The sequence below is a fragment of the Neorhizobium turbinariae genome (genome assembly GCF_023223505.1).
GTDB lineage: Bacteria > Pseudomonadota > Alphaproteobacteria > Rhizobiales > Rhizobiaceae > Neorhizobium > Neorhizobium turbinariae.
Genome location: NZ_JALPRY010000018.1, coordinates 225,822 through 248,349, shown reverse-complemented (window position 1 = coordinate 248,349; position 22,528 = coordinate 225,822). Strand labels below are relative to the sequence as shown.

The window sequence follows — 22,528 nt, the reverse complement described above, 5'->3', positions numbered from 1 at the left end:
ACTTTGACTGGAGGTCAAAAATGAACATCAAGAGCCTTCTTCTCGGCTCCGCTGCTGCCCTCGCAGCAGTATCCGGCGCTCAGGCTGCCGACGCAATCGTCGCTGCAGAACCGGAGCCCATGGAATACGTTCGCGTTTGCGACGCTTTCGGCACCGGCTACTTCTACATCCCGGGCACCGAAACCTGCCTCAAGATCGGCGGCTTGGTTCGCGTTGAAATCCAGGCTGGCCAGCGTGGTCCGATCGGCTCTTACGGCGGTTCGGCTGGTTCGGGCGTTTACCCGGTTGCTGGCGAAGACGACTACTGGGATTTCACCGGTCGCGCACAGCTCGACGTAACGGCTAAGAGCGACACCGAGCTCGGCACCCTGACGTCTGTTGCTTCGCTCCGTTGGGACTACGGCAACGACTCGACCTGGGACGCTGTTGGCACGACCGCTTACATCAACGAAGCCTACATCGAACTTGGCGGCTTCAAGATCGGTCGTTACTTCAACTGGTGGGATAAGGGCCTGAACGGCGAAAGCGACACGATCGCTTCTTCTCTGTCGACCCGTATGAACTCGGTAGCTTATGTCTACACCGGCGACACCTTCTCGGCTGGTATCCAGCTCGACGAACTGTCCCGCGCTGACAACAACGACCTCGGTCTCGAAGCTCTGATCTCCACCAAGCTTGGTGGCTTCGCATTCGACCTCCTCGGCTCGTACGACTTCGGCGCTGAAGAAGGTGCAATCCGCGCCCTCGCTTCCGCTGCTGTTGGCCCGGGCACGCTGCAGGCCGCTGTTGTATGGTCGTCCGGCTTCGGCGACGTTCAGCAGGCTTACTATGACCGCGGCGAATGGGCTGTTGCTGCGTCCTACGCGATCAAGGCCACCGACAAGCTGACCCTGACCCCAGGTGTTACCTACATCTGGAACACGGAAGTCGACGCTGACGGCGACTGGACTGGTGACGACGCATGGCGCGCTGGTCTGACCCTGGACTACGCGATCACGCAGGGCCTGAACCTGAAGACGCACGTTCACTACAACGAAGTTCCGGGCGACGAGTACATCGACGGCTTCATCCGTCTCGACCGTACGTTCTAATCTGACTGCTGGCTCTCCCGGTTCTGCCGGGAGGGCCTTCTTATAACAAGGGTCATAATGACCCGTATTCGGGGGCGGAAGACTTAGGGTGGGGGCTGCAAGTGCGGCCTTTATTTGTTTGTTTTTCCTTTTCCTTTGAGATTTCCAACGACTGGAGTCACGTTAATGAACATCAAGAGCCTTCTTCTCGGCTCCGCTGCTGCGCTTGCAGCAGTTTCGGGCGCTCAGGCTGCTGACGCGATCATCGCTGCAGAGCCGGAACCCATGGAATACGTTCGCGTTTGCGACGCTTTCGGCACCGGCTACTTCTACATTCCCGGTACCGAAACCTGCCTGAAGGTCGGCGGTTATGTCCGTTTCGAAGTCGGCTTCGGTGAAGACGCCTATGTTGGCACGACCGGCACCAGCGACTGGGACTCCTATGCTCGTGCACAGCTCGACTTCACGGCTAAGAGCGACACCGAACTCGGCACGCTGACCTCCGTCGCTTCCGTCCGCTTCGACTACGGTGATGACACCGTTTGGTCCAGCAACGCCAACGACGCCTACATCAACGAAGCCTACATCGAACTCGGTGGCTTCAAGATCGGTCGTTACTGGAACTGGTGGGATGCCAACGATCTGCCGGGCGAACTCGATGACCTCGGTTCGAACCGTCTGAACTCGATCGCTTACGTCTACACCGGCGACACCTTCACGGCTGGCATCCAGGTTGACGAACTGTCCCGCGCCAGCGGTCAGGAAGTTGGCGTTGAAGCCGTTGTTCAGGCCGCTCTCGGCGCAGCCAAGCTCGAAGTTCTGGGTTCCTGGGATTTCGGTGCTGAAGAAGGTGCCGTTCGTGGTATCGCTTCCGTTGCAGCTGGCCCGGGCACGTTCTACCTCGCTGGCGTCTACTCCAGCGGCGAAAACGTCTACTACAGCTCTGGCGAAGCAACCGTTGCTGTTGCCTACGCATTCAAGGCAACCGACAAGCTCGAAATCATCCCGGAAGCTCAGTACATCTGGAACACCCAGGTTGATGCCGACGGCGAGTTCTACGGTGACGACGCTTGGGGCGCTGGCGTAACGGTCAACTACCAGATCGTTGACAACTTTGCTGCCAAGGTTGCCGTGGACTATGTCGACAACGGTACCGACGACAGCGTTCGTGGCATCGTCCGCCTGCAGCGCGACTTCTAATCGAAGTTCGACCTCCATCTAAAGAAGGCCCGCTGGTTTCCCGGCGGGCCTTTTTCATGTCCGGCCACCTTAAGGTTCAGCCGTTATAGTGCTTGTCAGCAGGAGTTAGCCTGCGTGGAAGCAGCAGCGTTTGGCGAAGAGGCCGTTGCCGGCGAGCCGGCGCAGCCACTGTTGGAGCTGGAGCCAGCATTGGCACCATTCGACTCCGCGGCTCCGGAGTTCGTAGCACCGGTTGCGGACTGGTCCGTACCGGTATTGCCGCCAGTTGGACCGCCAGTGCCCGAGCTGCCGCTTGCAGCACCGGTATTGGAGCCGGAGTCCGACCCGGAGTCCGAGCTTCCGCCGCCGGACTGTGCCATGGCCGAGGTCGCAAGGCCGAGTGAAAGTGCCGCAACTGTAAGAAGTTTGATCATCTGCCGTTCCTTCTTTGTGAGTGTTCTGCAACCCACAAACAACGAATCGCGGAAAATGTTCAGGCAGGTTGATTATTTTTTGTTCAGCGGCAGCGAGACGTCTTCTCCACTTGCGAAGGTGCGGGCGCGAAGGAATAACGGGAGTCAGGCGAGGAGAAGCGGCGGTCGGCGGATAAGGGCGGCTACTTCCGGCCAAACCTGAGATCCGCTTCGATGTCAGCATCCTGGCCGAGTCGGGTCTTGTAGACCTGGTAGTTTTCCATCACCCGCTGCACGTAGTTGCGCGTCTCGGGGAAGGGGATGCGTTCGATCCAGTCGATCACCTCATCGATCTCCTTGCCGCGCGGATCGCCGTAACGGGCGATCCATTCGGACACACGTCTCGGCCCCGCATTATAGGCAATGAAGGTGAGGATATAGGATCCGTCGAAGGCGTCGATCTGTTCGCCAAGGTAGTGGGCGCCGAGCGTCGCATTGTATCCCGGATCCGTCGTCAGCTTGGCTGGCGCGTAACCGAGACCATGGCGTTTCGCGACACCCTGTGCGGTTGCCGGCAGGATCTGCAGCAGCCCGCGCGCATTGGCAGGAGAAACAGCGGCCGGGTTGAATGCGCTTTCCTGCCGCGCGATCGCGTAAGCCAGCGCCATGCCGGAGCCCTCGATATTCGCGCCCGTCGGGATTACGCCGACAGGGTAGGCGAGGGCGGCGACGTCGATGCCGCGACCGAAAGCGGTCTTGCCGATCTGCAGCGACAGAGCGTGATTGTCCTGGCTCTCGGCGCGAGATGCGAGCATGGCGAGTTCACCAGGGCTCGTAAGCTCATCCGCCAAGGCACGGTAAAGAGCGCCGGCAAGTTTGGTATGCCCCGCATACTCCAGCCGAGCGATTGCACGCACCGGCTCGCGGTTTTCGAAGCTGTCGCGGTCTTGCTTCGTGGGCGTCGGGTAGGAGACGTCGAGCGTCTTGAGGTTCAGTCGGGCGCTCGCAAGCTGCCCATAGAAGGTGCCCGAATACCGAGCCGCCTGCGTGAAGAAGTCCTTGGCATCACCCGGCCCCCCAGCTTCGGCTGCACGACCGAGCCAATAGAGAGCACGTGAGGCCGACAGGGGCCGGTTCGACGTCTCGAGGATCTTGCGGAAGTGCTTTTCAGCCCTCTCTGGCTCGCCGAGATTGCGCAGCGCGTACCAGCCGGCATGGAATTCTGCATCGACGATATCCGTCGGCGACGAGGAGACATAGTCGGCCACGATCTTGTAGGCGCGGCGATAATCACCCTGGTCGGCGAGGCCGCGGGCCACGATGCGCCGCTCGTTCCACCATTCGGTGGTGTCAATCAGCTTGGCCTCGTCGCGCGGCGCCTTTTCCAAGAGGGCAGCGGCTTCTTCGTACTTGTCCTGGCGGCGCAGAAGCTCGACCCGGGCGAACAGTACCGCCGGGTCCGCTTTGGCGCTTGCCTCAAGTCCGTCGAGCAGGATCTGTGCGTTCTTCGCGTTGTTGATGACGGCCAGCCATGCCTTGTAGATCGGCTCGGCCTGGGCAAGCTCCGCAAAGCGCTTTGCCTGTGATGCGCGCGCCTTGTGCATCAGGAAGTCCATCCGCCCGCGGTGGTCCGCGGCTGTCAGGAGCGAGCCGAACTCCTTGATGATCCGGTCTTCGGTGCGCTTCTCGAAGCTTTCCGAAAGCCACAAACGACGGATTGTTCTGCCCGCATTGTCAGCCTGCCCGGCGGTCTGGTAGGCGCGTGCAAGCAGGATCGAACCATCAGTGGTCACCGGTTCCTGGCTCTGGAAGGCCGCGATTACCTCCGCGGCCGGCGGACTTTCCCAGTAAAGTGCGTGTTCAATCGCCGTGCGCAGGTTCTTCAGCGGCGGCCAGCCTTTCAGCTCACGCTGCGCCTTCTCGATTTCGTCCGAGGTCACACCAAAAGCGCCGGAGCTCGCAATCGCCCAGGTGAGGATTTGTCGGTCGAGCGAACCTTCCGCAAGCCCGTTGCGCGTGGCGATAGCCGAACGCACATCGCCTGACGAGATGGCGTCGAGCGCGGCTTTCAGTTCGGGTGCGACGGGAAGCCGGCCGGTGCGCAAGGAGCCATCCGGTTCCGTCGGCGGAATGGAGCCGGTCGCATTCGGGTGGTCGGGCACCGGCATGGCCGCAGACATTGGCGCTGCGACGGCGTCTTCGATGCTCTTGGCCGGGTTGTCCGGCCGCGCGAAGGGAAGCGGCGTTGCCACGCTGTCCGGCAGGGACGTCGCGTGGCCATGCATGGTCGCCGACCCAAGAGCGAACGCCAGGGAGGCCGCAGTCAGAAGTGGCCTGTACATCCGGTATCTCGCGATAGAAATATCGTCCCCCTACTTAGCCGCCCGCTAGGTTAACCAAAGGTTACCACATTCTGAAAACAAGCAGAATCTTAAGCAGATTCCGTGATAAATCGCCTGTGGCCGCGCTTGTCGCGGCAAGGCCGTCGCTTTATGGTGCGCGACCTCAGGCACTTCCAAACAGAGCGGGCATGTCGCACCTTTTCTCTGTTCACGGAGAGCCTCATAATCATAGATTGCGGCAGCAGAATGAACACTGCCGACGGGAGTTAAGGAATGTTCAAGGGATCGATGCCCGCTCTGGTCACGCCGTTCAACGATAGCGGCGCGGTCGATGAGGATGCCTTTGCGGCACATGTCGAGTGGCAGATCAGCGAAGGCAGCAGCGGCTTGGTGCCGGTCGGCACCACCGGCGAGTCGCCGACGCTGAGCCATGCCGAGCACAAGCGGGTCGTCGAACTCTGCATCGAGGTTGCCAGGAAGCGCGTCCCGGTCATCGCCGGCGCCGGCTCCAACAACACCCGCGAAGCGATCGAACTCGCGCAACATGCTGAAAAGGCCGGGGCCGATGGCCTGCTGGTCGTGACACCCTATTACAACAAGCCGACGCAGAAGGGCCTGATCGCCCATTTCGGCGCGATTGCTGAAGCGACCAGCCTGCCGATCATCATCTACAACATCCCGCCGCGCTCGGTAATCGACATGAGCGCGGAAACCATGGGCGCGCTCGTCAAGGCGCACAAGAACATCGTCGGCGTCAAGGATGCCACGGGCAAGATCGAGCGCGTTTCCGAACAGCGCATCACCTGCGGCAAGGACTTCATCCAGCTGTCAGGCGAAGATGCGACCGCCCTCGGCTTCAACGCCCATGGCGGCGTCGGCTGCATTTCGGTCACGGCCAACGTGGCACCGCGCCTTTGCGCCGAATTCCAGGCGGCCACGCTCGCCGGTGATTTCGCCAAGGCGCTCGAGTATCAGGACCGCCTGATGCCGCTCCACAAGGCGATCTTCATGGAGCCTGGCCTTTGCGGCGCGAAATACGGCCTGCACAAGACGCGCGGCATGAACCGTACCGTGCGCTCGCCGCTCATCTCTACGCTGGAGCCCGCTACGGAAGCCGCGATCGACGCCGCCCTGCGTCACGCCGGCCTGCTGAACTGACGCGAAAGCTTCACTTTTCCCCATCCACGCATTAGATAAGGCACCCCGTCCATGGCCCATGGGCGGGGCTGTTGTTTAAGGGCGGATTGGATTTTGAAGTCATGGCACCCAAAGGCAGCCAGCGCACGGTGAACAAAGTTGTCGCGGAAAACCGCAAGGCCCGCTTCAACTACGAGATCATCGATACCTACGAGGCCGGACTGGTTCTGACCGGGACCGAGGTGAAGTCGCTGCGCGAAGGCAAGGCGAACATCGCGGAATCCTACGCCTCCGACGAGGGCGATGAGATCTGGCTGATCAACTCGCACCTGCCGGAATACCTGCAGGCGAACCGCTTCAACCACGAGCCGCGCCGCCGCCGCAAGCTGCTCTTGTCCAAGCGCGAGATCAACCGCCTGCGCGCGGCGATCAACCGCGAAGGCATGACGCTCGTGCCGTTGAAGATCTATTTCAACGAAAAGGGCCGTGCCAAGCTGGAGCTTGCGCTTGCCAAGGGCAAGAAGCTGCACGACAAGCGCGAGACGGAAAAGGAACGCGACTGGAACCGCCAGAAATCGCGACTGCTGAAGGCGAACTGATCTTGGAAAATCTGCGCATCACCGTTGGCCCCTTCGCCTTCACCGCCCGCTTCGAATTGCAGAATGCGCCAGAGACCTGCCGCATCTTCCAGAGCTTCCTGCCGTTCCGCAATCAGGTCATCCATTCGCGCTGGAGCGGCGAGGCGGTCTGGGTCCCGCTCGGCGATTTCCAGTTCGGCGCCGGGTTCGAAAACCATACCTGCCATCCGTCGCGCGGTGATATCCTGCTTTATCCCGGCGGCCACAGCGAAACCGAGCTCCTGTTCGCTTATGGCAGCTCGTCCTTAGCCAGCAAGATGGGCGCGCTCGCCGGCAACCACTTCCTGACCATCACCGAGGGGTGTGAGCAGCTTGAGGAAATGGGCAAGATGGTGCTCTGGAAGGGCGCCAAGCCAATCAGCTTCGAGGCGCTCTGACCTTTCCTGAACCTTCTCCGGCATTCGCACGTTGAAATGCCGGAGGTGAAGCATGGCCTATCCGGACGTCATTGCAGATGCGATCCAGCACCAAAGGGTGCTGGAGCTTCGCTACAAGGATGTCGAGCGAAAGGTCCGGCCGCATATCTTCGGCATCGTCGGAGACGCGCAACTCGCCTTGAGCGCTTGGCAGGTTTCGGGAACAGGGCAGGGATGGCGGCTCTTCCACCTCGACGACATCCGCAAGCTCAGCGGAACGAAGCAGCGCTTCCACGGCACCGCACCCGGCTACAATCCGGATGATCCTGCCTTCTCGCGCATCCTCAACCGCATCGACAAACCGCCGCGCGACTGACCCAGGAACAAATACCGCCTCCCGCCGTTGATGCTCACCCTTGTTTCCTCGGGCGGTGGGCAATGTCTCGAAAGCAAATCTTTACCTATGTCACGCTGGTCATCGGCCTCGGTGCCGCCGGCTACCTGCTTTATCATACCTTCCGGGAGTATTCGGTTTCCGACATTGTCGAATCCGTCGCCGCCATTCCCGTCTCAAACCTCTTGATGGCGTTGCTGTTCGCCTTTGGCTCCTATGTCTGCCTGTCAGGCTTTGACTGGGCGGGCGTCCGTTACGTCAAGAACGACCTGGCCTACCCGAAGATCGGACTGGCATCCTTCATCGCCCTGTCGATCGGCCAGAGCGTCGGCCTTTCGGGCTTGAGCAGCGGCGCGCTACGTTATCGCTATTACGCGCACTGGGGCATGAACACCGAAGATGTGGCCAAGATCGTGCTCCTTTCGGGTGTCACGGTGGGCATCGGCATGGCCGTCCTGTCGGGCATCGTCATGGTCATCAATCCATCGGATGCGGCATCGGTCCTGCGGCTCAGCGAAGCGGCCGTCATCGGCATCGGCGTCGCCTGCCTCCTGGCCACCGCTGGCTACCTGGCGCTTGCAGCCTTCGTCCGCGCGCCGCTGAAGATCCGCGGCTGGACCTTCGAAATGCCGACGCTGAAGATCGCCATCGCCCAGGTAGTCATCGGCACGATCAACTTCGCCCTCGTTTCGGCCTGCCTGCGGGAGGTCATGGCTGCGAGTGCCGACGTGAGCTACCTGAAGGCTGCCACCGCGTTTGTGCTGGCGAATCTGGCCATCATCATCACCCACGCACCGGGCGGATTGGGCGTCATGGAGGCCACGGTTCGGCATGTGATGGGCGACCAGGCCTCGATCGGTTCGCTCGTCGCCTTCCGGGTGATCTACTTCTTCATCCCGTTCTTTATCGGCCTGCCGCTGGCGCTGATCGTCGAGGCCGTTTTCCGGGCACGTAAAAGCCGGTCCGGCCACGGCAGCAGCATCGACAGCCATGCCATGGCCAAGCAGCCGGCAGCTGTCGGCTAAGGGCGAGAAGCGGAGCCCGGACGCTCACGCGTCGGTGGTTTCGGAGCTTTCTGCCGGCTTGGGTGGGCGTTCTGCGGGATCTCGGCCGACTTCGGCCTTCAGCGACACGAGATCGATGAAATGGTCGGCCTGGCGTCGCAGGTCGTCGGCGATCATCGGTGGCTGGGTAGCCATGGTCGAGACGACGGACACCTTGCGACCCTTGCGCTGCAGCGCTTCCACAAGCGTGGTGAAGTCGCCGTCGCCGGAAAACAGCACCAGGTGGTCCACGGTCTCGGACTGTTCCATGGCATCGATGGCAAGCTCGATATCCATGTTGCCCTTGATCTTGCGGCGCCCCATGGAGTCGGTGAACTCCTTGGCGGGCTTGGTAATCACCTTGTAGCCGTTGTAATCGAGCCAGTCGATCAGCGGACGGATGGAGGAGTATTCCTGGTCTTCGATGAGAGCCGTGTAATAATATGCCCGAAGCAGATAGCCGCGCTTCTGGAAGGCCTTCAGCAATTTCCGGTAGTCAATGTCGAAGCCGAGGCTTTTCGAAGCGGCGTAGAGGTTTGCGCCATCGATAAAGAGAGCAATCTTCTCTCTTGGGTCGAACATGTGGTCTCCATCCCATTTATTCGTTCTGCTATGCAGAGGAGGTGGGGCGAAACCTGGGGTAAGTTGCGCTTCAACCTCGAGTTTTCATCTACATTACGAACTGATTATATAAACGTCATGTATGGCAGCATTCAACTTAATCCAAGCAGCCGTGGGTTGAAACTCGTGTCCTCCACACAAAGACCCGCCGCCGGACTTGGCAAACGTCAGTTTTCAGGAAAAACTTGAATTTGCCGCGCAATGGCTGTATCGGGCAGATCAATTCCGAAAATCAATGACCCAAAGGACAGGCAATGGCCCGTGTCACAGTAGAAGATTGCATCGACAAAGTCGACAACCGGTTCGAACTCGTCCTGCTTGCGAGCCACCGCGCTCGCCAGATCTCCCAGGGTGCAGCCATCACCATCGACCGCGACAATGACAAGAACCCGGTCGTCGCGCTGCGCGAGATCGCCGATGAGACGCTGTCGCCGGACGACCTGAAGGAAGACCTGATCCATTCGCTGCAGAAGCATGTGGAAGTGGACGAGCCCGAGCCCGATCCGGCTTCGCTCATCGCCTCCAATGCCGGCGCGGTGACCAGCGCCGACCGTGGCGACGAGGAAGACGACCTTCCGGAAACCATCAACTTCGACCAGATGTCGGAAGAAGAGCTCCTGGCCGGCATCGAAGGTCTCGTGCCGCCGGAAAAGAGCGACGACTACTAAGCGTTAGCAAAGTTTCGTTCATCCTCTCGCCCTAATCTGGCTGGATGTTTTATAATGGTCGCGTCGGTCAAAGGATCGGCGCGCCATTTTCTTTTCGTACGACCCGGTACCGAGGACGTTTTTCAGGATGATGCGGCAATACGAGCTCGTCGAGCGGGTGCAGAGGTATAAGCCCGACGCCAACGAAGCTCTGCTCAACAAGGCTTATGTCTATGCCATGCAGAAGCATGGCCAACAGAAGCGCGCCAGCGGCGACCCCTATATCTCACATCCGCTGGAAGTGGCCGCCATCCTCACCGAAATGCATCTCGATGAGTCGACGATCGCGGTCGCCTTGCTGCATGACACGATCGAGGACACGACGGCCACCCGCGCCGAGATCGACGAACTGTTCGGCGAAGACATCGGGCGCCTCGTCGAAGGGCTGACGAAGCTCAAGCGGCTCGACCTTGTGTCGAAAAAGGCCAAGCAGGCGGAAAACCTGCGCAAGCTGCTGCTCGCCATCTCCGACGACGTGCGCGTGCTTCTCGTCAAGCTCGCCGACCGCCTGCACAACATGCGCACGCTCGACCATATGAAGCCGGAGCAGAAGGCGCGCATTTCCGAAGAAACCATGGATATCTATGCGCCGCTTGCAGGCCGCATGGGCATGCAGGACATGCGCGACGAGCTGGAGGACCTGTCCTTCCGCTACATCAATCCGGAAGCTTATGAGACCGTCACCCAGCGGCTTGCCAATCTTTCAGCCCGCAACGAGGGGCTGATCAAGAAGATCGAGGATGAGCTGCGCGAGTTGCTGGTCGCGAACGGCCTGCAGGATGCAGCGGTCAAGGGCCGCCAGAAGAAGCCGTATTCGATCTTCCGCAAGATGCAGTCGAAGTCGCTGTCGTTCGAGCAACTCTCGGACCTCTACGGCTTCCGCATCATCGTTGGCGATATTCCGTCCTGCTATCGGGCGCTCGGAATCGTCCACACCCGCTGGCGCGTCGTCCCGGGCCGCTTCAAGGACTACATCTCTAACCCGAAGCAGAACGACTACCGCTCGATCCACACCACGATCGTCGGTCCTTCCCGCCAGCGTATCGAGCTGCAGATCCGAACCCAGCTGATGCAGGAAATCGCCGAATACGGCATCGCAGCCCATGCGCTTTACAAGGATGGTCGCGGAGCGGTGAAGGGTGGCGAACTCCTGCCGCGCGAATCGAGCGCCTATTCCTGGCTGCGGCACACGATTGAGGCACTCGCCGAAGGCGACAATCCGGAAGAATTCCTCGAGCACACCAAGCTCGAGCTTTTCCAGGACCAAGTCTTCTGTTTCACCCCGAAGGGCAAGCTGATCGCACTGCCGCGCGGTGCGACCCCGATCGACTTCGCCTATGCGGTCCACACCAATATCGGCGACACCACGGTTGGCGCCAAGATCAACGGCCGCATCATGCCGCTCGTCACCCGCCTCAACAACGGCGACGAGGTGGAGATCATCCGCTCCGGCGTGCAGGTGCCGCCGGCGGCCTGGGAAGAAATCGTCGTCACCGGCAAGGCGCGTTCGGCCATACGCCGTGCCACCCGCATGGCCATCCGCAAGCAGTATGCCGGCCTTGGCCACCGCATCCTGGAGCGCACCTTCGAGCGCGCCGGCAAGGTGTTCTCCAAGGAAACGCTGAAGCCCGCCCTGCATCGGCTCGCCCACAAGGACGTGGAAGACGCGATCGCTGCGGTCGGTCGTGGCGAACTGTCCTCGCTTGATGTGCTGCGCGCTGTCTTCCCGGACTACAAGGATGAGCGCGTCACGGTGAAACCGTCGACAGACGATGGCTGGTTCAACATGCAGCATGCCTCCGGCATGGTGTTCAAGCTGCCGAACCAGCGCCGCATCACGCCGGAAGAGGCGGAAGCGGGTCCCGATCCGCTGCCGATCCGCGGTCTCAGCGGCAATATTCGCGTGCAGTTTGCCCCAAGCGGCGCCGTGCCCGGAGACCGCATCGTCGGCATCATGGATGAAGGCAAGGGCATCACCATCTACCCGATCCAGGCGCCGGCGCTGCAGCATTTCGATGACCAGCCGGAGCGGTGGATCGACGTACGCTGGGATCTTGACGAGGCGAACAAGTCGCGCTTCCCGGTCAAGATCGAGGTCAACACCATCAACGAGCCCGGGACGCTTGCCACCGTCGCCCAGACGATCGGGCAGCTCGACATCAACATCCGCTCGCTCGCGATGGGCAGCAACCGCGCCGCCGACTTCTCGGAACTGACGATGGAAGTCGAGGTCTGGGACCTGCGGCAGTTGAACCAGCTCCTGAGCCACCTGAAGGAGCTTGATTGCGTCGCTAACCTGCGGCGGGTCTACGACTAGCCGCAGAATGGCACACTACGCGTGGCGGTAACGCTTGCCGCGCATGTAACCCGTCATGCGGTTCCTGACGCCAGAGGGCCGCTCGGGGTCGGCGAGGTCGGACTCGGCCAGCAGTTCCTCGTCTGCCGTCAGTTCGCGGATAGGCACAGCAACCAGCCCGCGACGGTCTTGCCGGTTGAGGCTGTCGATCGCGCGGATCAGTGAGCCGTGTTTTTCCATCTCGGCGGCAATGTCGGCCGGCTTGCAGCCCAGGTGCTCCGCCAGGAGATCGTTTCGCTCGGCCATGATCTGTGCTGCCGTTGCATCATCATCGGGTTTCGCCTCGATGATGATGTCGCATTCGGTGTCATAGCCCATCGACCGGTTGTTGAGGTTGGCGGATCCGAGCTTCAGCACGCGGTCGTCCATGATCATGATCTTGGCGTGGACGTAGATGGGCTTTCGGGCATCGTTCACCGGATAAAGCAGCCGGAACCGGTCATGGACGTCGGCCTCGCGGGCAAGCTTCATCAGCCGGATGCGGGCCGTATCCATGGCCTTGGCTTCGAGCCAGCCATCGGCGCCCTCGGGATTGATGATTACCACTTCCGGACCATCCGGTTCGCGCAACCGTTCGGCGATAGCCTCGGCAATCGTGCGGGAGGCGAAATATTGGCTTTCGATATAGAGCCACTTTTTGGCGTTGCGGATCATCGCCAGCTTCATCGCCTCGATCTCGCAGACCTGCCGCTGGTCTTCATATTCCGGCAATGTCCGGGCAATGCCGATCTCAATGTCGCGGAATTCCACCTCGAGCTCGCGCGGCCAGGGGTCGGATGCGGCCTCCACCGGCTCAAGCTTCTCATGCGTTGCATGCTCCCACCGCACCCGCGCAAGCTCGCCCAGCATGGCGGCCGCAGGTCCCGAAACGCAGGTCGTCGCGTCGTGCCACGGCCCTTGCGCGAACCCCATGGGCGAGCGGCGCCGCTTGTCATGCGCCAGGTGGTCGCGCGTGTCCCAGCGTCCGATGGTCATGTCGATGCCGCCGCAAAAGGCCACACGGTCGTCGATCACCAGCAGCTTCATGTGATGTGCCGACATCGGCGGATGCGCGCCATCAAGCTTCAGGCGCACCTGCTTGGAGAACATCCAGCTGAGGATATAGAAGGGCGTCTCGCCGCGCGTGATCGAGTTGATCAGGCCGATGTCCCATTTGAGGATGCGGATGTCGAGTTCGCTGCGCTGGTCCGCCAGCCAGTTGAGGAATTTGCCGAGCTTCTCGGGCGCTTCGTCCTCGTCTTCGCCCGGCACAAGATCTATACGTGTGTCGAAATCCCAGCCGATCATGAAGATCGACTTCTGCGCCCGCATCATCGCGTCTCGCGCATAGCGGAAGAAGTCGGCCGCATCTATGATGACGCTTGCCCGATCCGCCTGCCGCACCCGCCAGCACGTCTCGCCTTCCACAAGTACCGTCGTCATGTGTCCGTCCAACTGAAGCTATGAGCATGGACATATAGGGGAGGGTGCGCGGCGGTCGAGATGGCTGGAACACCGATCATGCATCCTTCTTCCGGCGAGCGAGTTATGCGCTCATCTGTCGCGAAGGATGTCGAAATGACCACTATAGATGCCGCATGCGCCGCCCGCCGACCGAGCCATCTCCGTCGTCGGATGGAACAGAGGACCTGAGCCGATGGAAGGGTTTGTTCATTCCATGATGCAGCAGTTCGGCGTTTTCGGCATCGCGCTCCTGATGTTCCTTGAAAACATCTTCCCGCCGATCCCCTCTGAGCTCATTATGCCGCTTGCCGGATACCTTTCCACCCAAGGCGACATGAGCATCTTTGCCGTCGTTGCGGCCGGCTCGGTTGGGTCGCTGCTCGGCATCATCCCCTGGTATTTCCTGGGCCGCATGCTCGGAGAGAAGCGGCTCAAATCCTTCGCCGCCCGCCACGGTCGGTGGGTTACCATGTCGCCGGAAGATATCGAAACGGCGGGTGAACGCTTCCGTCGCCACGGCCGCCTGTCGGTGCTTGTGGGTCGCCTCATCCCGACGGTGCGCACGCTGATTTCCGTGCCGGCCGGAATCGCCCGGATGCCGTTCTGGCAGTTCCTGCTGTATTCCGCAGTCGGCAGCGTCATCTGGACGGCAGCGCTCGCCTTCGCCGGCTACGGGCTCGGCCAGGCCTACGAGGTGGTGAAGGACTATGTCGACCCGATCTCGACCGGCATCTTCGTCATCATCGTTGTCGCTTATGCCTACCGGGTGATCACTTTCAAGCCGCATACCAGTTGATGCCATGCTCTGGATGCAGGGCTGACAGGCATTGCCAGCGTTGGTAACGCGGGCCGTCCGATCGTATATTGCTGCAGTGCAAAAGAAGAGAAAGAAGAAAGATGTTTGACACTGTTCGCAAGTTTGCCCGTGCCTTCCGCGCCCCCTCGTTCCAGGATCGCGAAATGGCCTATCTCAACGAAGCCCGCGACCGCGTGGACCTCGAATACCGCATGCGCGAGATCGACCGCGGCCTGTTCCGCAAGACCGGTTTCTGATCCGGCTTATAACTGACGTACGCGGACGTTCCCGTTCGGGTCCGATGCCTCCCTGCCGCTCATTTGCTGTGAGCCGTGCGGCAAACGCCGCATGAAGCGCTTGACGTCCAGCCCTTCAGCACACACCTGATGCTGATTGGCAAGACGCAGGAGAATGCATGATCATCGGCATGGGAAGCGACCTGATCGATATCCGTCGCGTGGAAAAATCGATCGAGCGCTTCGGCGAACGCTTCACCCACCGTTGTTTCACCGAAATCGAACGCAACAAGTCCGATCGCCGGCAGAACCGCGCCGCCTCCTATGCCAAGCGTTTTGCCGCCAAGGAGGCGTGCTCCAAGGCGCTTGGCACCGGTATCGCTCAAGGCGTCTTCTGGAAGGACATGGGCGTCGTCAACCTGCCCAGCGGCAAGCCCACCATGGTCTTGACCAATGGCGCGGGCGAAAAGCTGGCCTCCATGATGCCGGCCGGTCACGAAGCCTTCATCCACGTCACCATCACCGACGAATACCCGTATGCACAGGCCTTCGTTGTCATTGAAGCAAGGCCAAGCGCTGGCTGACGCGACCATGCGTCCGGAGCCAAGCGGTGGATGAGCCATTGCCGCGGCTTTGCGAAGGGTTTAGAAAGCGGCACGCCGCTGACGATAGAAAGAAAACGGAACGTGTCTGACAGAGCCGAGACGAAGTCGCAGAACAGCCTTTGGGAAAACATCAAGGTCATTATTCAGGCTTTGTTGCTGGCAATGGTGATCCGCACCGTCCTCTTCCAGCCCTTCACCATCCCCTCCGGCTCGATGATGCCGACGCTGCTGGTCGGCGACTACATCTTCGTCAACAAGTTCGCCTACGGGTACTCCAAGTACTCCATGCCGTTCTCGCCGAACCTGTTCTCGGGCCGCATCCTGCAGTTCAGCGAACCGAAGCGCGGTGACGTCATCGTCTTCCGCCTGCCAAGCCACCCCGACATCGATTACATCAAGCGCCTGATCGGCCTGCCGGGCGACAAGGTGCAGATGATCAACGGTGTGCTGCACGTCAACGGCCAGGCCGTGCCGAAGGTCGTCGACGGCACCTTCACCTCCGATTACGCGCTTGATCCGGGCACGAACGTGCCGGTCTACCGCGAAACGCTCGACAACGGCGTCACCTACGACACGCTCGATCATTCGCCCGTCTCGCGCGGTGACAACACCCAGGAATTCGTCGTGCCGGAAGGCCATTACTTCTTCATGGGCGACAACCGCGACAACTCGCTCGACAGCCGCTTTGACGTCGGCATGGTGCCTGCTGAAAACCTCGTCGGTCGCGCCAGCGTCATCTTCTTCTCGCTTGGCAACGACACCTCGTTCCGCGAGATCTGGAAGTGGCCGACCAACATGCGTTGGGACCGGATCTTCAAAGGCGTCCACTGATGAAAACGAAGCCGCTGTCGGCAGAGGAACGCGGTCAGCTTGAATCGGTGATCGGCCATAGCTTTGCCGACAAGCAATGGCTCGACCGCGCCCTGACCCATGCAAGCACCGGTGCTGCCAAGACCGGCAACTACGAACGGCTGGAGTTCCTAGGCGATCGTGTTCTCGGCCTTTGCGTTGCCGAGCTGTTGTTTCGGACCTTCCGCGCTGCCGCCGAAGGGGAACTTTCGGTGCGCCTCAACCAGTTGGTCAGCGCAGAAAGCTGCGCCGAGATTGCTGACGAGTTGGAACTGCACCGCTTCATCCGCACCGGCGCGGATGTCAAAAAGCTCACCGGCAAGCGGATGATGAACGTCCGCGCCGATGTTGTGGAAAGCCTGATCGCAGCGCTCTATCTTGATGGTGGGCTGGAAGCGGCCCGCGCCTTCATCCTGAAACATTGGGGCGAGCGTGCAACCCGGGCCGATGGTGCAAGGCGCGATGCCAAGACCGAGCTCCAGGAATGGGCGCATGCTAGGTTCGGCCTGACGCCTGCTTACCGCGTAGACGACCGTTCGGGGCCAGACCATGACCCGCGCTTTACTGTCACGGTGGAGGTGACGGGCGTGGAGCCGGAAACCGGCGTCGATCGCTCCAAGCGTGCCGCCGAACAGGTTGCCGCAACAAAAATGCTAGAACGTGAAGGTGTGTGGCAGAAGCCCGCCGAAGAATGAAATGGAACACATGAGCGACGAAGAACACATCGCGGGCGAAGAAGCAGAAGCCGGCGCGACCCATTCCGGTTTCGTGGCCCTGATCGGTCCGACCAACGCCGGCAAGTCGACGCTGATGAACCGCCTCGTCGGCGCCAAGGTCTCGATCGTCAGCCACAAGGTGCAGACGACGCGTGCCATTGTGCGTGGCATCGCCATCCACAACAACGCGCAGATCGTCTTCATGGACACGCCCGGCATCTTCAAGCCGCGCCGCAGGCTCGATCGCGCCATGGTGACGTCTGCCTGGGGCGGCGCCAAGGATGCCGACTTCATCATGCTGCTTATCGACAGCGAGCGCGGCCTTCGCGGGGATGCGGAAGCGATCCTGCAGGGCCTGAAGGAAGTGCCGCAGCCGAAGATCCTGGTCCTCAACAAGATCGACCAGGTGAAGCGGGAAGACCTGCTGGCGCTGTCGGCAGCCGCAAACGAGTCCGTCGCCTTTGAGCGCACCTTCATGATCTCCGCCACCAATGGCTCGGGCTGTGACGACCTGATGGACTATCTGGCCGAAACGCTGCCGGAAGGCCCGTGGTATTACCCGGAAGACCAGATCTCGGATCTTCCGATGCGCCAGCTTGCCGCTGAAATCACCCGCGAAAAGCTTTTCCTGCGTCTTCACCAGGAACTCCCCTACGCCAGCCATGTCGAGACGGAAAAGTGGGAAGAGCGCAAGGACGGGTCTGTTCGCATCGAGCAGGTGATCTACGTCGAGCGTGAAAGCCAGAAGAAAATCGCGCTGGGCAAGAACGGCGAGGCGATCAAGGCAATCTCCACGGCGTCGCGCAAGGAACTGGCCGAGATCCTCGAGCAGCCGGTGCACCTCTTCCTGTTCGTCAAGGTTCGCGAGAACTGGGGCGATGATCCGGAGCGGTTCCGCGAGATGGGACTGGATTTCCCCAAGGGGTAAGCCAGTTGCCGCGAGGCAGCAGCGATCGAGCCAGTTGATCGATCGCAGGAGCAGGGGGCGGCAGGCGCCCCCGAACGTGCCTTACATCACTTCTTCTGCCGGTCCATCAGCGCCTTGACTTCCTGGTACCGGCGACGGTTTTCCTGTTCGGCTTCGTTCGGGCCGTAGCAGGTTTTCGAGATGCAGAAGCGCAACAGGTTGAACGGCGGCTGGGCCTTGTCGAACTCGCATTCCACCTCGTTGTTGAAGTCGGTCGGCTTGGCGTCCTCGCGGGTGGAATAAGTCAGCCTTGCGCCTGGCGGGTCCAGTTCGGGAAACGACTGCACGACGCCGGTCTTGATCGTCGGGATCAGCAGGAAATTCTTCGCCACCATGACGCAGGCCTGTTCAAGCTGCGCGGATTGTGCGGCCGCCGGCGGCGCCGCCAGGATGACTGCGGGCAGGGCTGCGGCTAAGGCGGCAATGGTGACGGCGGTTCTCATGAAGTCTCCCCAGATCTGGTAATCGTCCGATGCGCAGGGAAATTGCGGCAGAAGCGAATTTGTTCCAGCCCAGCGACAGATATTTGGAACATTACGGATCACGCCCATTGGCAGAAACCGATTCAGCCTGAACGACTTATCGGCTAGAACTGAATCATCTTGGAAGGATGTTGAAGCGGCGCATGCAGTGGCAGGATGAGGCAATCATCATCGGCGTCAAACGCCATGGCGAGACGAGCGTCATCGCCGAGGTAATGACGCGCACCCGCGGCCGCCATCTCGGGCTTGTTCGCGGTGGGCGTTCGCGCGCCATGCAGCCGGTCCTGCAGGCAGGCAACCGCGTTGAAGCCGTCTGGCGCGCCCGGCTCGACGAGCACCTGGGAGAGTTCAAGCTGGAACCGGTCCGCCTGCGTGCTGCGAAACTGATTGAGACCGCGACCGCCGTTTATGGCGTCCAGGCCATGGGCGCTCTGTTGCGGCTCCTGCCGGAGCGGGACCCGCACCCGCATCTGTTCGAGGCGCTGGATGTCATTCTCGAAGCCCTGGATGATCCGGCCGATGCCGGTGAGCTTTTCGTGCGCTTCGAGCTTGCGGTCCTGAACGACCTCGGCTTCGGCCTCGACCTGACCGAATGCGCGGCAACCGGACGGCGCGACAGCCTCGTTTACGTCTCGCCGAAAAGCGGCCGCGCCGTCTCGAAGGACGCCGGGGCGCCTTATGCCGACCGGATGCTCGCCCTGCCGGATTTCCTGACCGAAGGGGCCGCCCGCGCCGCCGATCGCGATGGCATGGCCGCCGCATTCCGCCTTACCGGGCATTTCCTGCACCGGCACGTCTATGAACCGCGGGGCCTGACGGAAAACGCCGCCCGGGACGGTTTTGTCCAGGCGGCGTTGAAAGCCTTGTCGCAGAAGCCGGATCGGCAGGCGGGCTGAGAATTACTCCGCCGGCTGCAGTTTCGCCGGTGCCCGATCGACGGGTTTTTCCTTGATCGGCCAGTGCACGATCGCGGCAAACAGCCCAAGCGCCACGCCAAGCCACCAGACCGGATCATAGGAGCCGAAGCGGTCGTAGAGCGCGCCACCCATCCACACGCCGAGGAAAGAGCCCACCTGGTGCGACAGGAACACCAGTCCGCCCAAGAGGCCAAGGTGGCGGGTGCCGAACATGATGGCAACAAGCCCGTTCGTTGGTGGCACGGTAGAGAGCCACAGCAGGCCCATGACGATCGCAAAGACCACGACGGAGAAGGGCGTCTGCGGCAACAGCAGGAAGGCAGTCACGGCAATCGAGCGGCCGATATAGATGTAGGCGAGGAAATAAGGCTTTGAGTAGCGCTGCCCGATCACGCCGGCACCGAGCGAGCCGATGATGTTGAAGAAGCCGATTAGCGCCATGGCGATCACTGCATAACGCGCGTCGATGCCGATATCGCCGAGATAGGCCGGGAAATGCGCGGTGATGAAGGCGACCTGGAAGCCGCAGACGAAGAAGCCGGAGGTCAGCAGCAGGTAGCTCTGGTGGCTGAAGGCCTCGCGCAGCGCCTGGCCCATCGTCTGCTGCACCTCGCTCTTCGACTGGGTGCCGGATTGCGAGTTGCCGCGCAGGGGATAAGCAAGCAGCGGCACGAGCAGCATCATGAAGCCCATCACCACAAGGCTGTCGGACCAGCCATAGGCGCTGATCAGTGCCTGACTGAGCGGTGCAAAGAGGAACATGCCGGCAGAGCCCGCGGCTGTGCCGATGCCGAAGGCAAGCGAGCGCTGCTCCGGCGTCACGTTGCGGGCAAAGGCCGAAAGAATGGTGCCGAAGGAGCCAGCGCCGACGGCAAGCCCAACCATGACGCCGCCCGACAGATACAGGATCGGCACGGAATGCGCCGTCGACATCAGCAGAAGTCCCGCGGCATACAGGACGCCCGAGAAGGTGAGCACGCGGCCAGTGCCGTATTTGTCGGCAAGCGCGCCGAAGAACGGCTGGCCGAGACCCCAGGCAAGGTTCTGGATTGCCATGGCGAGACCGAAGGTTGAGCGGTCCCAGCCGGTATCCTGCAGCATGGGAAGCTGGAAGAAGCCCATGGCCGAACGCGGCCCGAAAGTCAGCATGGCGATCAAGGCGCCGGACATGATGATCAGCCAGGGCATTGAAGTGCGGCTTGCCGGGGATTTGGAAATGGGCATGGGAACCTCCTGATGCGCCCGGATCATACTCCGCCGGCAGCTATCGGGAAAACGACTTTTCCTCAAGCTATCCATCACCGCTTTTGATGGAGCGTGCACAACCGATCACGGCGTGCCGGGTGGATCCACCTTGCCATGCGGCTTGCGACCGAGCCTTGCCTCGCGCCAGATCGTGAAGATGCCGGCCGCAATCACCACCGCGCAGCCGGCCACCATGTTCAGCGTCATGACCTCGCCGAACAGCATCACCCCGATGATGCAGACGAGCACAGTCTGCACGTAGAACATCGGCTGCACGGCAACCGCATCGAGCACGGCATAAGCGCGGATGAGGAGCCAGTGGCCCGACATGCCGGTCATGCACAGCACCAGCATCCAGAACCAGTCGCCGAACGTGATATGCGACCAGTAGAAGGGGCCGACCAGCGTCATCGCCGCAGCACCCGCCACGCCGGTATAGAAGAAGGCGGTGTCGGCACTGTCGCTACGGCTGGCAAGCCGGGTGAGCACCGAATACAGCGCAAACATCACCGTGCCGACGATCGGGATGATGATCTTGGCATCGAAGCTCGCCTGCAGCGGGTTGATGATCATCAGGATTCCGATGAAGCCGATGCCGATCGCCGTCCAGCGCCGCCAGCCGACCTTTTCGCCGAGGATCGGCACCGACAGGCAGGCGACAACAAGCGGTGCGGCGGCAAAGATCGTATGCGTCTGCGCAAGGCCGACGCGCGAAAAGGCAAAGATCGAAATGACGATCTGGGTGGCGAGCAGCACGCCGCGGGAAATCTGCAGCCACAGCCGGTTTGCACCCGCGGTCTTGCGGATGCCCGCTGATGATTGGCCGGCAAGAAATATGGCAAAGCCTGCAAAGGCCCAGTAGCGGATCATGGTGATGAAGATCGGCGGATAAGCGGTGCCGAGGTGCTTCGAGATCCCGTCCTGAACTGCGAAAATGGTCACCGCCGTCAGCGCGAAGAGGAGTCCGGTGGACCGAGGTGTCATGAGGCAGTCATCTTTCGGGCGCGACCACGGCCATATGGCCGTTGGTCGTGGTGCGGAGGGACTGGAGGGGCGGTGGATCGCCCGTCCGTTTTGGCTGCAGTGACGTGTTTGCCGCAATCACTGATTCGGAATAGCAGCCATGCGTTTGGCGCTAACATTCTGGCACGAGGCTTTGTTTCAAGCCCGCTGCTTGATCGGCCATGCGTCGCGGCGGCCGAGAACCGTTACCTCGTCGCCGACCTTGATCAGCCCGGTGGAGCGGGGCACGGCGTTCCAGCCGAACAGGACGCCGGGCACGCGCCGGTCTGCCGACATCCGCACGCGACCCATTGCCGGCATCGGGCTCGGCACATCGCGCGATCCGGTCACCTGGTCCTGCGTCGTCATGATGCAGCGGGAGCAGGGTTTTACGAACTCCAGGCGGACGCCGGAAATCTCGATCGCCTCCCACTCGTCGTCATCGAAGGGCTCGGGGTGGTCGATCACGATATTTGGGCGAAAACGCTCCATGCCAACCGATCCTTCGCCATGTTTTTCCATGTCGGCATTAAGACCTGCCAGCGAGCCGGTCGTGGTGACGAGCACCTGGTAACCATCGGCAAAGGTCACAGGGGTGTCCGGTCCCGCCCATTCCGCGCTCGCCGTCCGCTTGGCCTGCTCGTCGAAGAACACAAGCTGCACCTCGCGCCCTAGCCATGACGAAAGGGTGGCGTTGGTCTGCGCATCCGCCACCGCCGCATTGACGATGGTCTTCCAAACCTCGACATCGGCGCGCCTGTCGGGCGTCGGTCCTGCGACGCGGAACTCACCCTTGCCGCTCATGGCAAAACGGAAGCCATCGTCTTGCGGATACACCTCAAGCTGCGCCAGCACCGGCATGTCGCGCTGGTTGACGAACATGCCGTTCGGTTCGGCCAGCATCATCCGCCGGTCGCCGGGAATGCCTTCCGGCGCAATCTGCGCCTGGGTGAGGGAGATCCCGCGTCCGCTCTTCAGGGGGTAAAAGTTCAATTGCGCGACGCGCATGCCGGG

Annotated in this window: 24 protein-coding genes; 16 read left to right on the top strand and 8 right to left on the bottom strand. The window is 61.4% G+C overall.

The annotated features are described in order from the left end of the window. Window positions 1–20 precede the first annotated feature (20 nt). The gene (locus tag M0654_RS17165) at window positions 21–1,091 is read left to right on the top strand and encodes a porin (RefSeq protein WP_248684132.1); all 1,071 of its coding nucleotides are present in this window, start codon (window positions 21–23) and stop codon (window positions 1,089–1,091) included. Between the two features lie 165 nt (window positions 1,092–1,256). Then, the gene (locus M0654_RS17160; RefSeq protein ID WP_118849079.1) at window positions 1,257–2,270 is read left to right on the top strand and encodes a porin; all 1,014 of its coding nucleotides are present in this window, start codon (window positions 1,257–1,259) and stop codon (window positions 2,268–2,270) included. A 95-nt stretch (window positions 2,271–2,365) separates the two neighbouring features. Here M0654_RS17160 and M0654_RS17155 read toward each other — a convergent pair whose 3' ends face one another. Then, a complete protein-coding gene (locus M0654_RS17155) occupies window positions 2,366–2,683 on the bottom strand; it encodes an oxidoreductase (protein WP_118849080.1) in 318 nt (105 codons plus the stop codon). A gap of 182 nt (window positions 2,684–2,865) precedes the next feature. After that, window positions 2,866–4,842 carry a lytic transglycosylase domain-containing protein gene (locus tag M0654_RS17150; RefSeq protein ID WP_390920622.1) on the bottom strand — a complete coding sequence of 659 codons (1,977 nt, stop codon included), beginning with the start codon at window positions 4,840–4,842 and terminating at the stop codon, window positions 2,866–2,868. Window positions 4,843–5,277: 435 nt separating this feature from the next. On the opposite strand from M0654_RS17150, the gene dapA reads away from it, so the two are divergent. From dapA to M0654_RS17125, 5 genes are all read left to right on the top strand, one after another. Then, entirely contained in the window at window positions 5,278–6,162 is an 885-nt protein-coding gene (gene dapA, locus M0654_RS17145; protein WP_248684131.1) for a 4-hydroxy-tetrahydrodipicolinate synthase, read from the top strand. 101 nt (window positions 6,163–6,263) lie between these two features. Next, the gene (smpB, locus tag M0654_RS17140) at window positions 6,264–6,740 is read left to right on the top strand and encodes an SsrA-binding protein SmpB (protein WP_118849083.1); all 477 of its coding nucleotides are present in this window, start codon (window positions 6,264–6,266) and stop codon (window positions 6,738–6,740) included. 2 nt (window positions 6,741–6,742) lie between these two features. Beyond that, a complete protein-coding gene (locus M0654_RS17135; protein WP_390920613.1) occupies window positions 6,743–7,156 on the top strand; it encodes a DUF3830 family protein in 414 nt (137 codons plus the stop codon). Window positions 7,157–7,208: 52 nt separating this feature from the next. After that, window positions 7,209–7,511: a WYL domain-containing protein gene (locus M0654_RS17130; RefSeq protein WP_248684130.1), complete on the top strand. Its 303-nt coding sequence runs from the start codon at window positions 7,209–7,211 to the stop codon at window positions 7,509–7,511. A 62-nt stretch (window positions 7,512–7,573) separates the two neighbouring features. Beyond that, window positions 7,574–8,554 carry a lysylphosphatidylglycerol synthase transmembrane domain-containing protein gene (locus tag M0654_RS17125; RefSeq protein WP_248684129.1) on the top strand — a complete coding sequence of 327 codons (981 nt, stop codon included), beginning with the start codon at window positions 7,574–7,576 and terminating at the stop codon, window positions 8,552–8,554. Window positions 8,555–8,578: 24 nt separating this feature from the next. On the opposite strand, the gene M0654_RS17120 is transcribed toward M0654_RS17125, so the two are convergent. After that, window positions 8,579–9,154: a LabA-like NYN domain-containing protein gene (locus tag M0654_RS17120; protein WP_248684128.1), complete on the bottom strand. Its 576-nt coding sequence runs from the start codon at window positions 9,152–9,154 to the stop codon at window positions 8,579–8,581. 293 nt (window positions 9,155–9,447) lie between these two features. Between M0654_RS17120 and rpoZ the strand changes: the two genes are divergently transcribed. Beyond that, window positions 9,448–9,861, top strand: a complete 414-nt coding sequence (gene rpoZ / locus M0654_RS17115; RefSeq protein WP_118849088.1) for a DNA-directed RNA polymerase subunit omega — start codon at window positions 9,448–9,450, stop codon at window positions 9,859–9,861. Window positions 9,862–9,988: 127 nt separating this feature from the next. Continuing rightward, window positions 9,989–12,217, top strand: coding sequence for a RelA/SpoT family protein (locus M0654_RS17110; protein ID WP_118849089.1), 2,229 nt, complete (start codon window positions 9,989–9,991; stop codon window positions 12,215–12,217). A 15-nt stretch (window positions 12,218–12,232) separates the two neighbouring features. Here the strand turns inward: M0654_RS17110 and M0654_RS17105 are convergent, their stop codons facing one another. Next, window positions 12,233–13,678, bottom strand: a complete 1,446-nt coding sequence (locus M0654_RS17105) for a phospholipase D-like domain-containing protein (protein ID WP_248684127.1) — start codon at window positions 13,676–13,678, stop codon at window positions 12,233–12,235. Window positions 13,679–13,892: 214 nt separating this feature from the next. Between M0654_RS17105 and M0654_RS17100 the strand changes: the two genes are divergently transcribed. From M0654_RS17100 to era, 6 genes are all read left to right on the top strand, one after another. Continuing rightward, window positions 13,893–14,495, top strand: coding sequence for a DedA family protein (locus tag M0654_RS17100; protein ID WP_248684126.1), 603 nt, complete (start codon window positions 13,893–13,895; stop codon window positions 14,493–14,495). Between the two features lie 101 nt (window positions 14,496–14,596). Next, entirely contained in the window at window positions 14,597–14,752 is a 156-nt protein-coding gene (locus M0654_RS17095; RefSeq protein ID WP_118849091.1) for a DUF3563 family protein, read from the top strand. A gap of 158 nt (window positions 14,753–14,910) precedes the next feature. Beyond that, window positions 14,911–15,315, top strand: coding sequence for a holo-ACP synthase (gene acpS, locus M0654_RS17090; protein WP_118849092.1), 405 nt, complete (start codon window positions 14,911–14,913; stop codon window positions 15,313–15,315). A gap of 102 nt (window positions 15,316–15,417) precedes the next feature. Next, window positions 15,418–16,167 (top strand): signal peptidase I, encoded by a 750-nt coding sequence (lepB, locus tag M0654_RS17085; RefSeq protein ID WP_118849093.1) that lies wholly within the window; start codon window positions 15,418–15,420, stop codon window positions 16,165–16,167. Then, a complete protein-coding gene (rnc, locus tag M0654_RS17080; RefSeq protein WP_390920606.1) occupies window positions 16,167–16,880 on the top strand; it encodes a ribonuclease III in 714 nt (237 codons plus the stop codon). The genes lepB and rnc overlap by 1 nt, the downstream gene beginning before the upstream one ends. Before the next feature lie 10 nt (window positions 16,881–16,890). After that, entirely contained in the window at window positions 16,891–17,829 is a 939-nt protein-coding gene (gene era, locus M0654_RS17075; RefSeq protein ID WP_118851475.1) for a GTPase Era, read from the top strand. A gap of 86 nt (window positions 17,830–17,915) precedes the next feature. Here era and M0654_RS17070 read toward each other — a convergent pair whose 3' ends face one another. Next, on the bottom strand, window positions 17,916–18,311 hold the full coding sequence (locus M0654_RS17070) for a hypothetical protein (protein ID WP_118851476.1): 396 nt from the start codon (window positions 18,309–18,311) through the stop codon (window positions 17,916–17,918). 182 nt (window positions 18,312–18,493) lie between these two features. On the opposite strand from M0654_RS17070, the gene recO reads away from it, so the two are divergent. Further along, complete coding sequence (gene recO, locus M0654_RS17065) at window positions 18,494–19,246, top strand: DNA repair protein RecO (RefSeq protein ID WP_248684125.1); 753 nt, start codon at window positions 18,494–18,496, stop codon at window positions 19,244–19,246. Window positions 19,247–19,249: 3 nt separating this feature from the next. Here the strand turns inward: recO and M0654_RS17060 are convergent, their stop codons facing one another. The 3 genes from M0654_RS17060 to M0654_RS17050 all read right to left on the bottom strand — a co-directional run bounded on the left by M0654_RS17060 (window position 19,250) and on the right by M0654_RS17050 (window position 22,522). After that, entirely contained in the window at window positions 19,250–20,491 is a 1,242-nt protein-coding gene (locus M0654_RS17060; protein WP_248684124.1) for an MFS transporter, read from the bottom strand. Between the two features lie 105 nt (window positions 20,492–20,596). Next, window positions 20,597–21,496, bottom strand: a complete 900-nt coding sequence (locus M0654_RS17055; protein WP_248684123.1) for a DMT family transporter — start codon at window positions 21,494–21,496, stop codon at window positions 20,597–20,599. 177 nt (window positions 21,497–21,673) lie between these two features. Further along, the gene (locus tag M0654_RS17050; protein WP_248684122.1) at window positions 21,674–22,522 is read right to left on the bottom strand and encodes an MOSC domain-containing protein; all 849 of its coding nucleotides are present in this window, start codon (window positions 22,520–22,522) and stop codon (window positions 21,674–21,676) included. Window positions 22,523–22,528 lie beyond the last annotated feature (6 nt).

Coding starts and splice junctions, on each gene's coding strand:
- M0654_RS17165 (WP_248684132.1), top strand. CDS start 21: ATGAACATCAAGAGCCTTCTTCTCGGCTCCGCTGCTGCCCTCGCAGCA.
- M0654_RS17160 (WP_118849079.1), top strand. CDS start 1,257: ATGAACATCAAGAGCCTTCTTCTCGGCTCCGCTGCTGCGCTTGCAGCA.
- M0654_RS17155 (WP_118849080.1), bottom strand. CDS start 2,683: ATGATCAAACTTCTTACAGTTGCGGCACTTTCACTCGGCCTTGCGACC.
- M0654_RS17150 (WP_390920622.1), bottom strand. CDS start 4,842: ATGTCTGCGGCCATGCCGGTGCCCGACCACCCGAATGCGACCGGCTCC.
- dapA (WP_248684131.1), top strand. CDS start 5,278: ATGTTCAAGGGATCGATGCCCGCTCTGGTCACGCCGTTCAACGATAGC.
- smpB (WP_118849083.1), top strand. CDS start 6,264: ATGGCACCCAAAGGCAGCCAGCGCACGGTGAACAAAGTTGTCGCGGAA.
- M0654_RS17130 (WP_248684130.1), top strand. CDS start 7,209: ATGGCCTATCCGGACGTCATTGCAGATGCGATCCAGCACCAAAGGGTG.
- M0654_RS17125 (WP_248684129.1), top strand. CDS start 7,574: ATGTCTCGAAAGCAAATCTTTACCTATGTCACGCTGGTCATCGGCCTC.
- M0654_RS17120 (WP_248684128.1), bottom strand. CDS start 9,154: ATGTTCGACCCAAGAGAGAAGATTGCTCTCTTTATCGATGGCGCAAAC.
- rpoZ (WP_118849088.1), top strand. CDS start 9,448: ATGGCCCGTGTCACAGTAGAAGATTGCATCGACAAAGTCGACAACCGG.
- M0654_RS17110 (WP_118849089.1), top strand. CDS start 9,989: ATGATGCGGCAATACGAGCTCGTCGAGCGGGTGCAGAGGTATAAGCCC.
- M0654_RS17105 (WP_248684127.1), bottom strand. CDS start 13,678: ATGACGACGGTACTTGTGGAAGGCGAGACGTGCTGGCGGGTGCGGCAG.
- M0654_RS17100 (WP_248684126.1), top strand. CDS start 13,893: ATGGAAGGGTTTGTTCATTCCATGATGCAGCAGTTCGGCGTTTTCGGC.
- M0654_RS17095 (WP_118849091.1), top strand. CDS start 14,597: ATGTTTGACACTGTTCGCAAGTTTGCCCGTGCCTTCCGCGCCCCCTCG.
- acpS (WP_118849092.1), top strand. CDS start 14,911: ATGATCATCGGCATGGGAAGCGACCTGATCGATATCCGTCGCGTGGAA.
- rnc (WP_390920606.1), top strand. CDS start 16,167: ATGAAAACGAAGCCGCTGTCGGCAGAGGAACGCGGTCAGCTTGAATCG.
- era (WP_118851475.1), top strand. CDS start 16,891: ATGAGCGACGAAGAACACATCGCGGGCGAAGAAGCAGAAGCCGGCGCG.
- M0654_RS17070 (WP_118851476.1), bottom strand. CDS start 18,311: ATGAGAACCGCCGTCACCATTGCCGCCTTAGCCGCAGCCCTGCCCGCA.
- recO (WP_248684125.1), top strand. CDS start 18,494: ATGCAGTGGCAGGATGAGGCAATCATCATCGGCGTCAAACGCCATGGC.
- M0654_RS17060 (WP_248684124.1), bottom strand. CDS start 20,491: ATGCCCATTTCCAAATCCCCGGCAAGCCGCACTTCAATGCCCTGGCTG.
- M0654_RS17055 (WP_248684123.1), bottom strand. CDS start 21,496: ATGACACCTCGGTCCACCGGACTCCTCTTCGCGCTGACGGCGGTGACC.
- M0654_RS17050 (WP_248684122.1), bottom strand. CDS start 22,522: ATGCGCGTCGCGCAATTGAACTTTTACCCCCTGAAGAGCGGACGCGGG.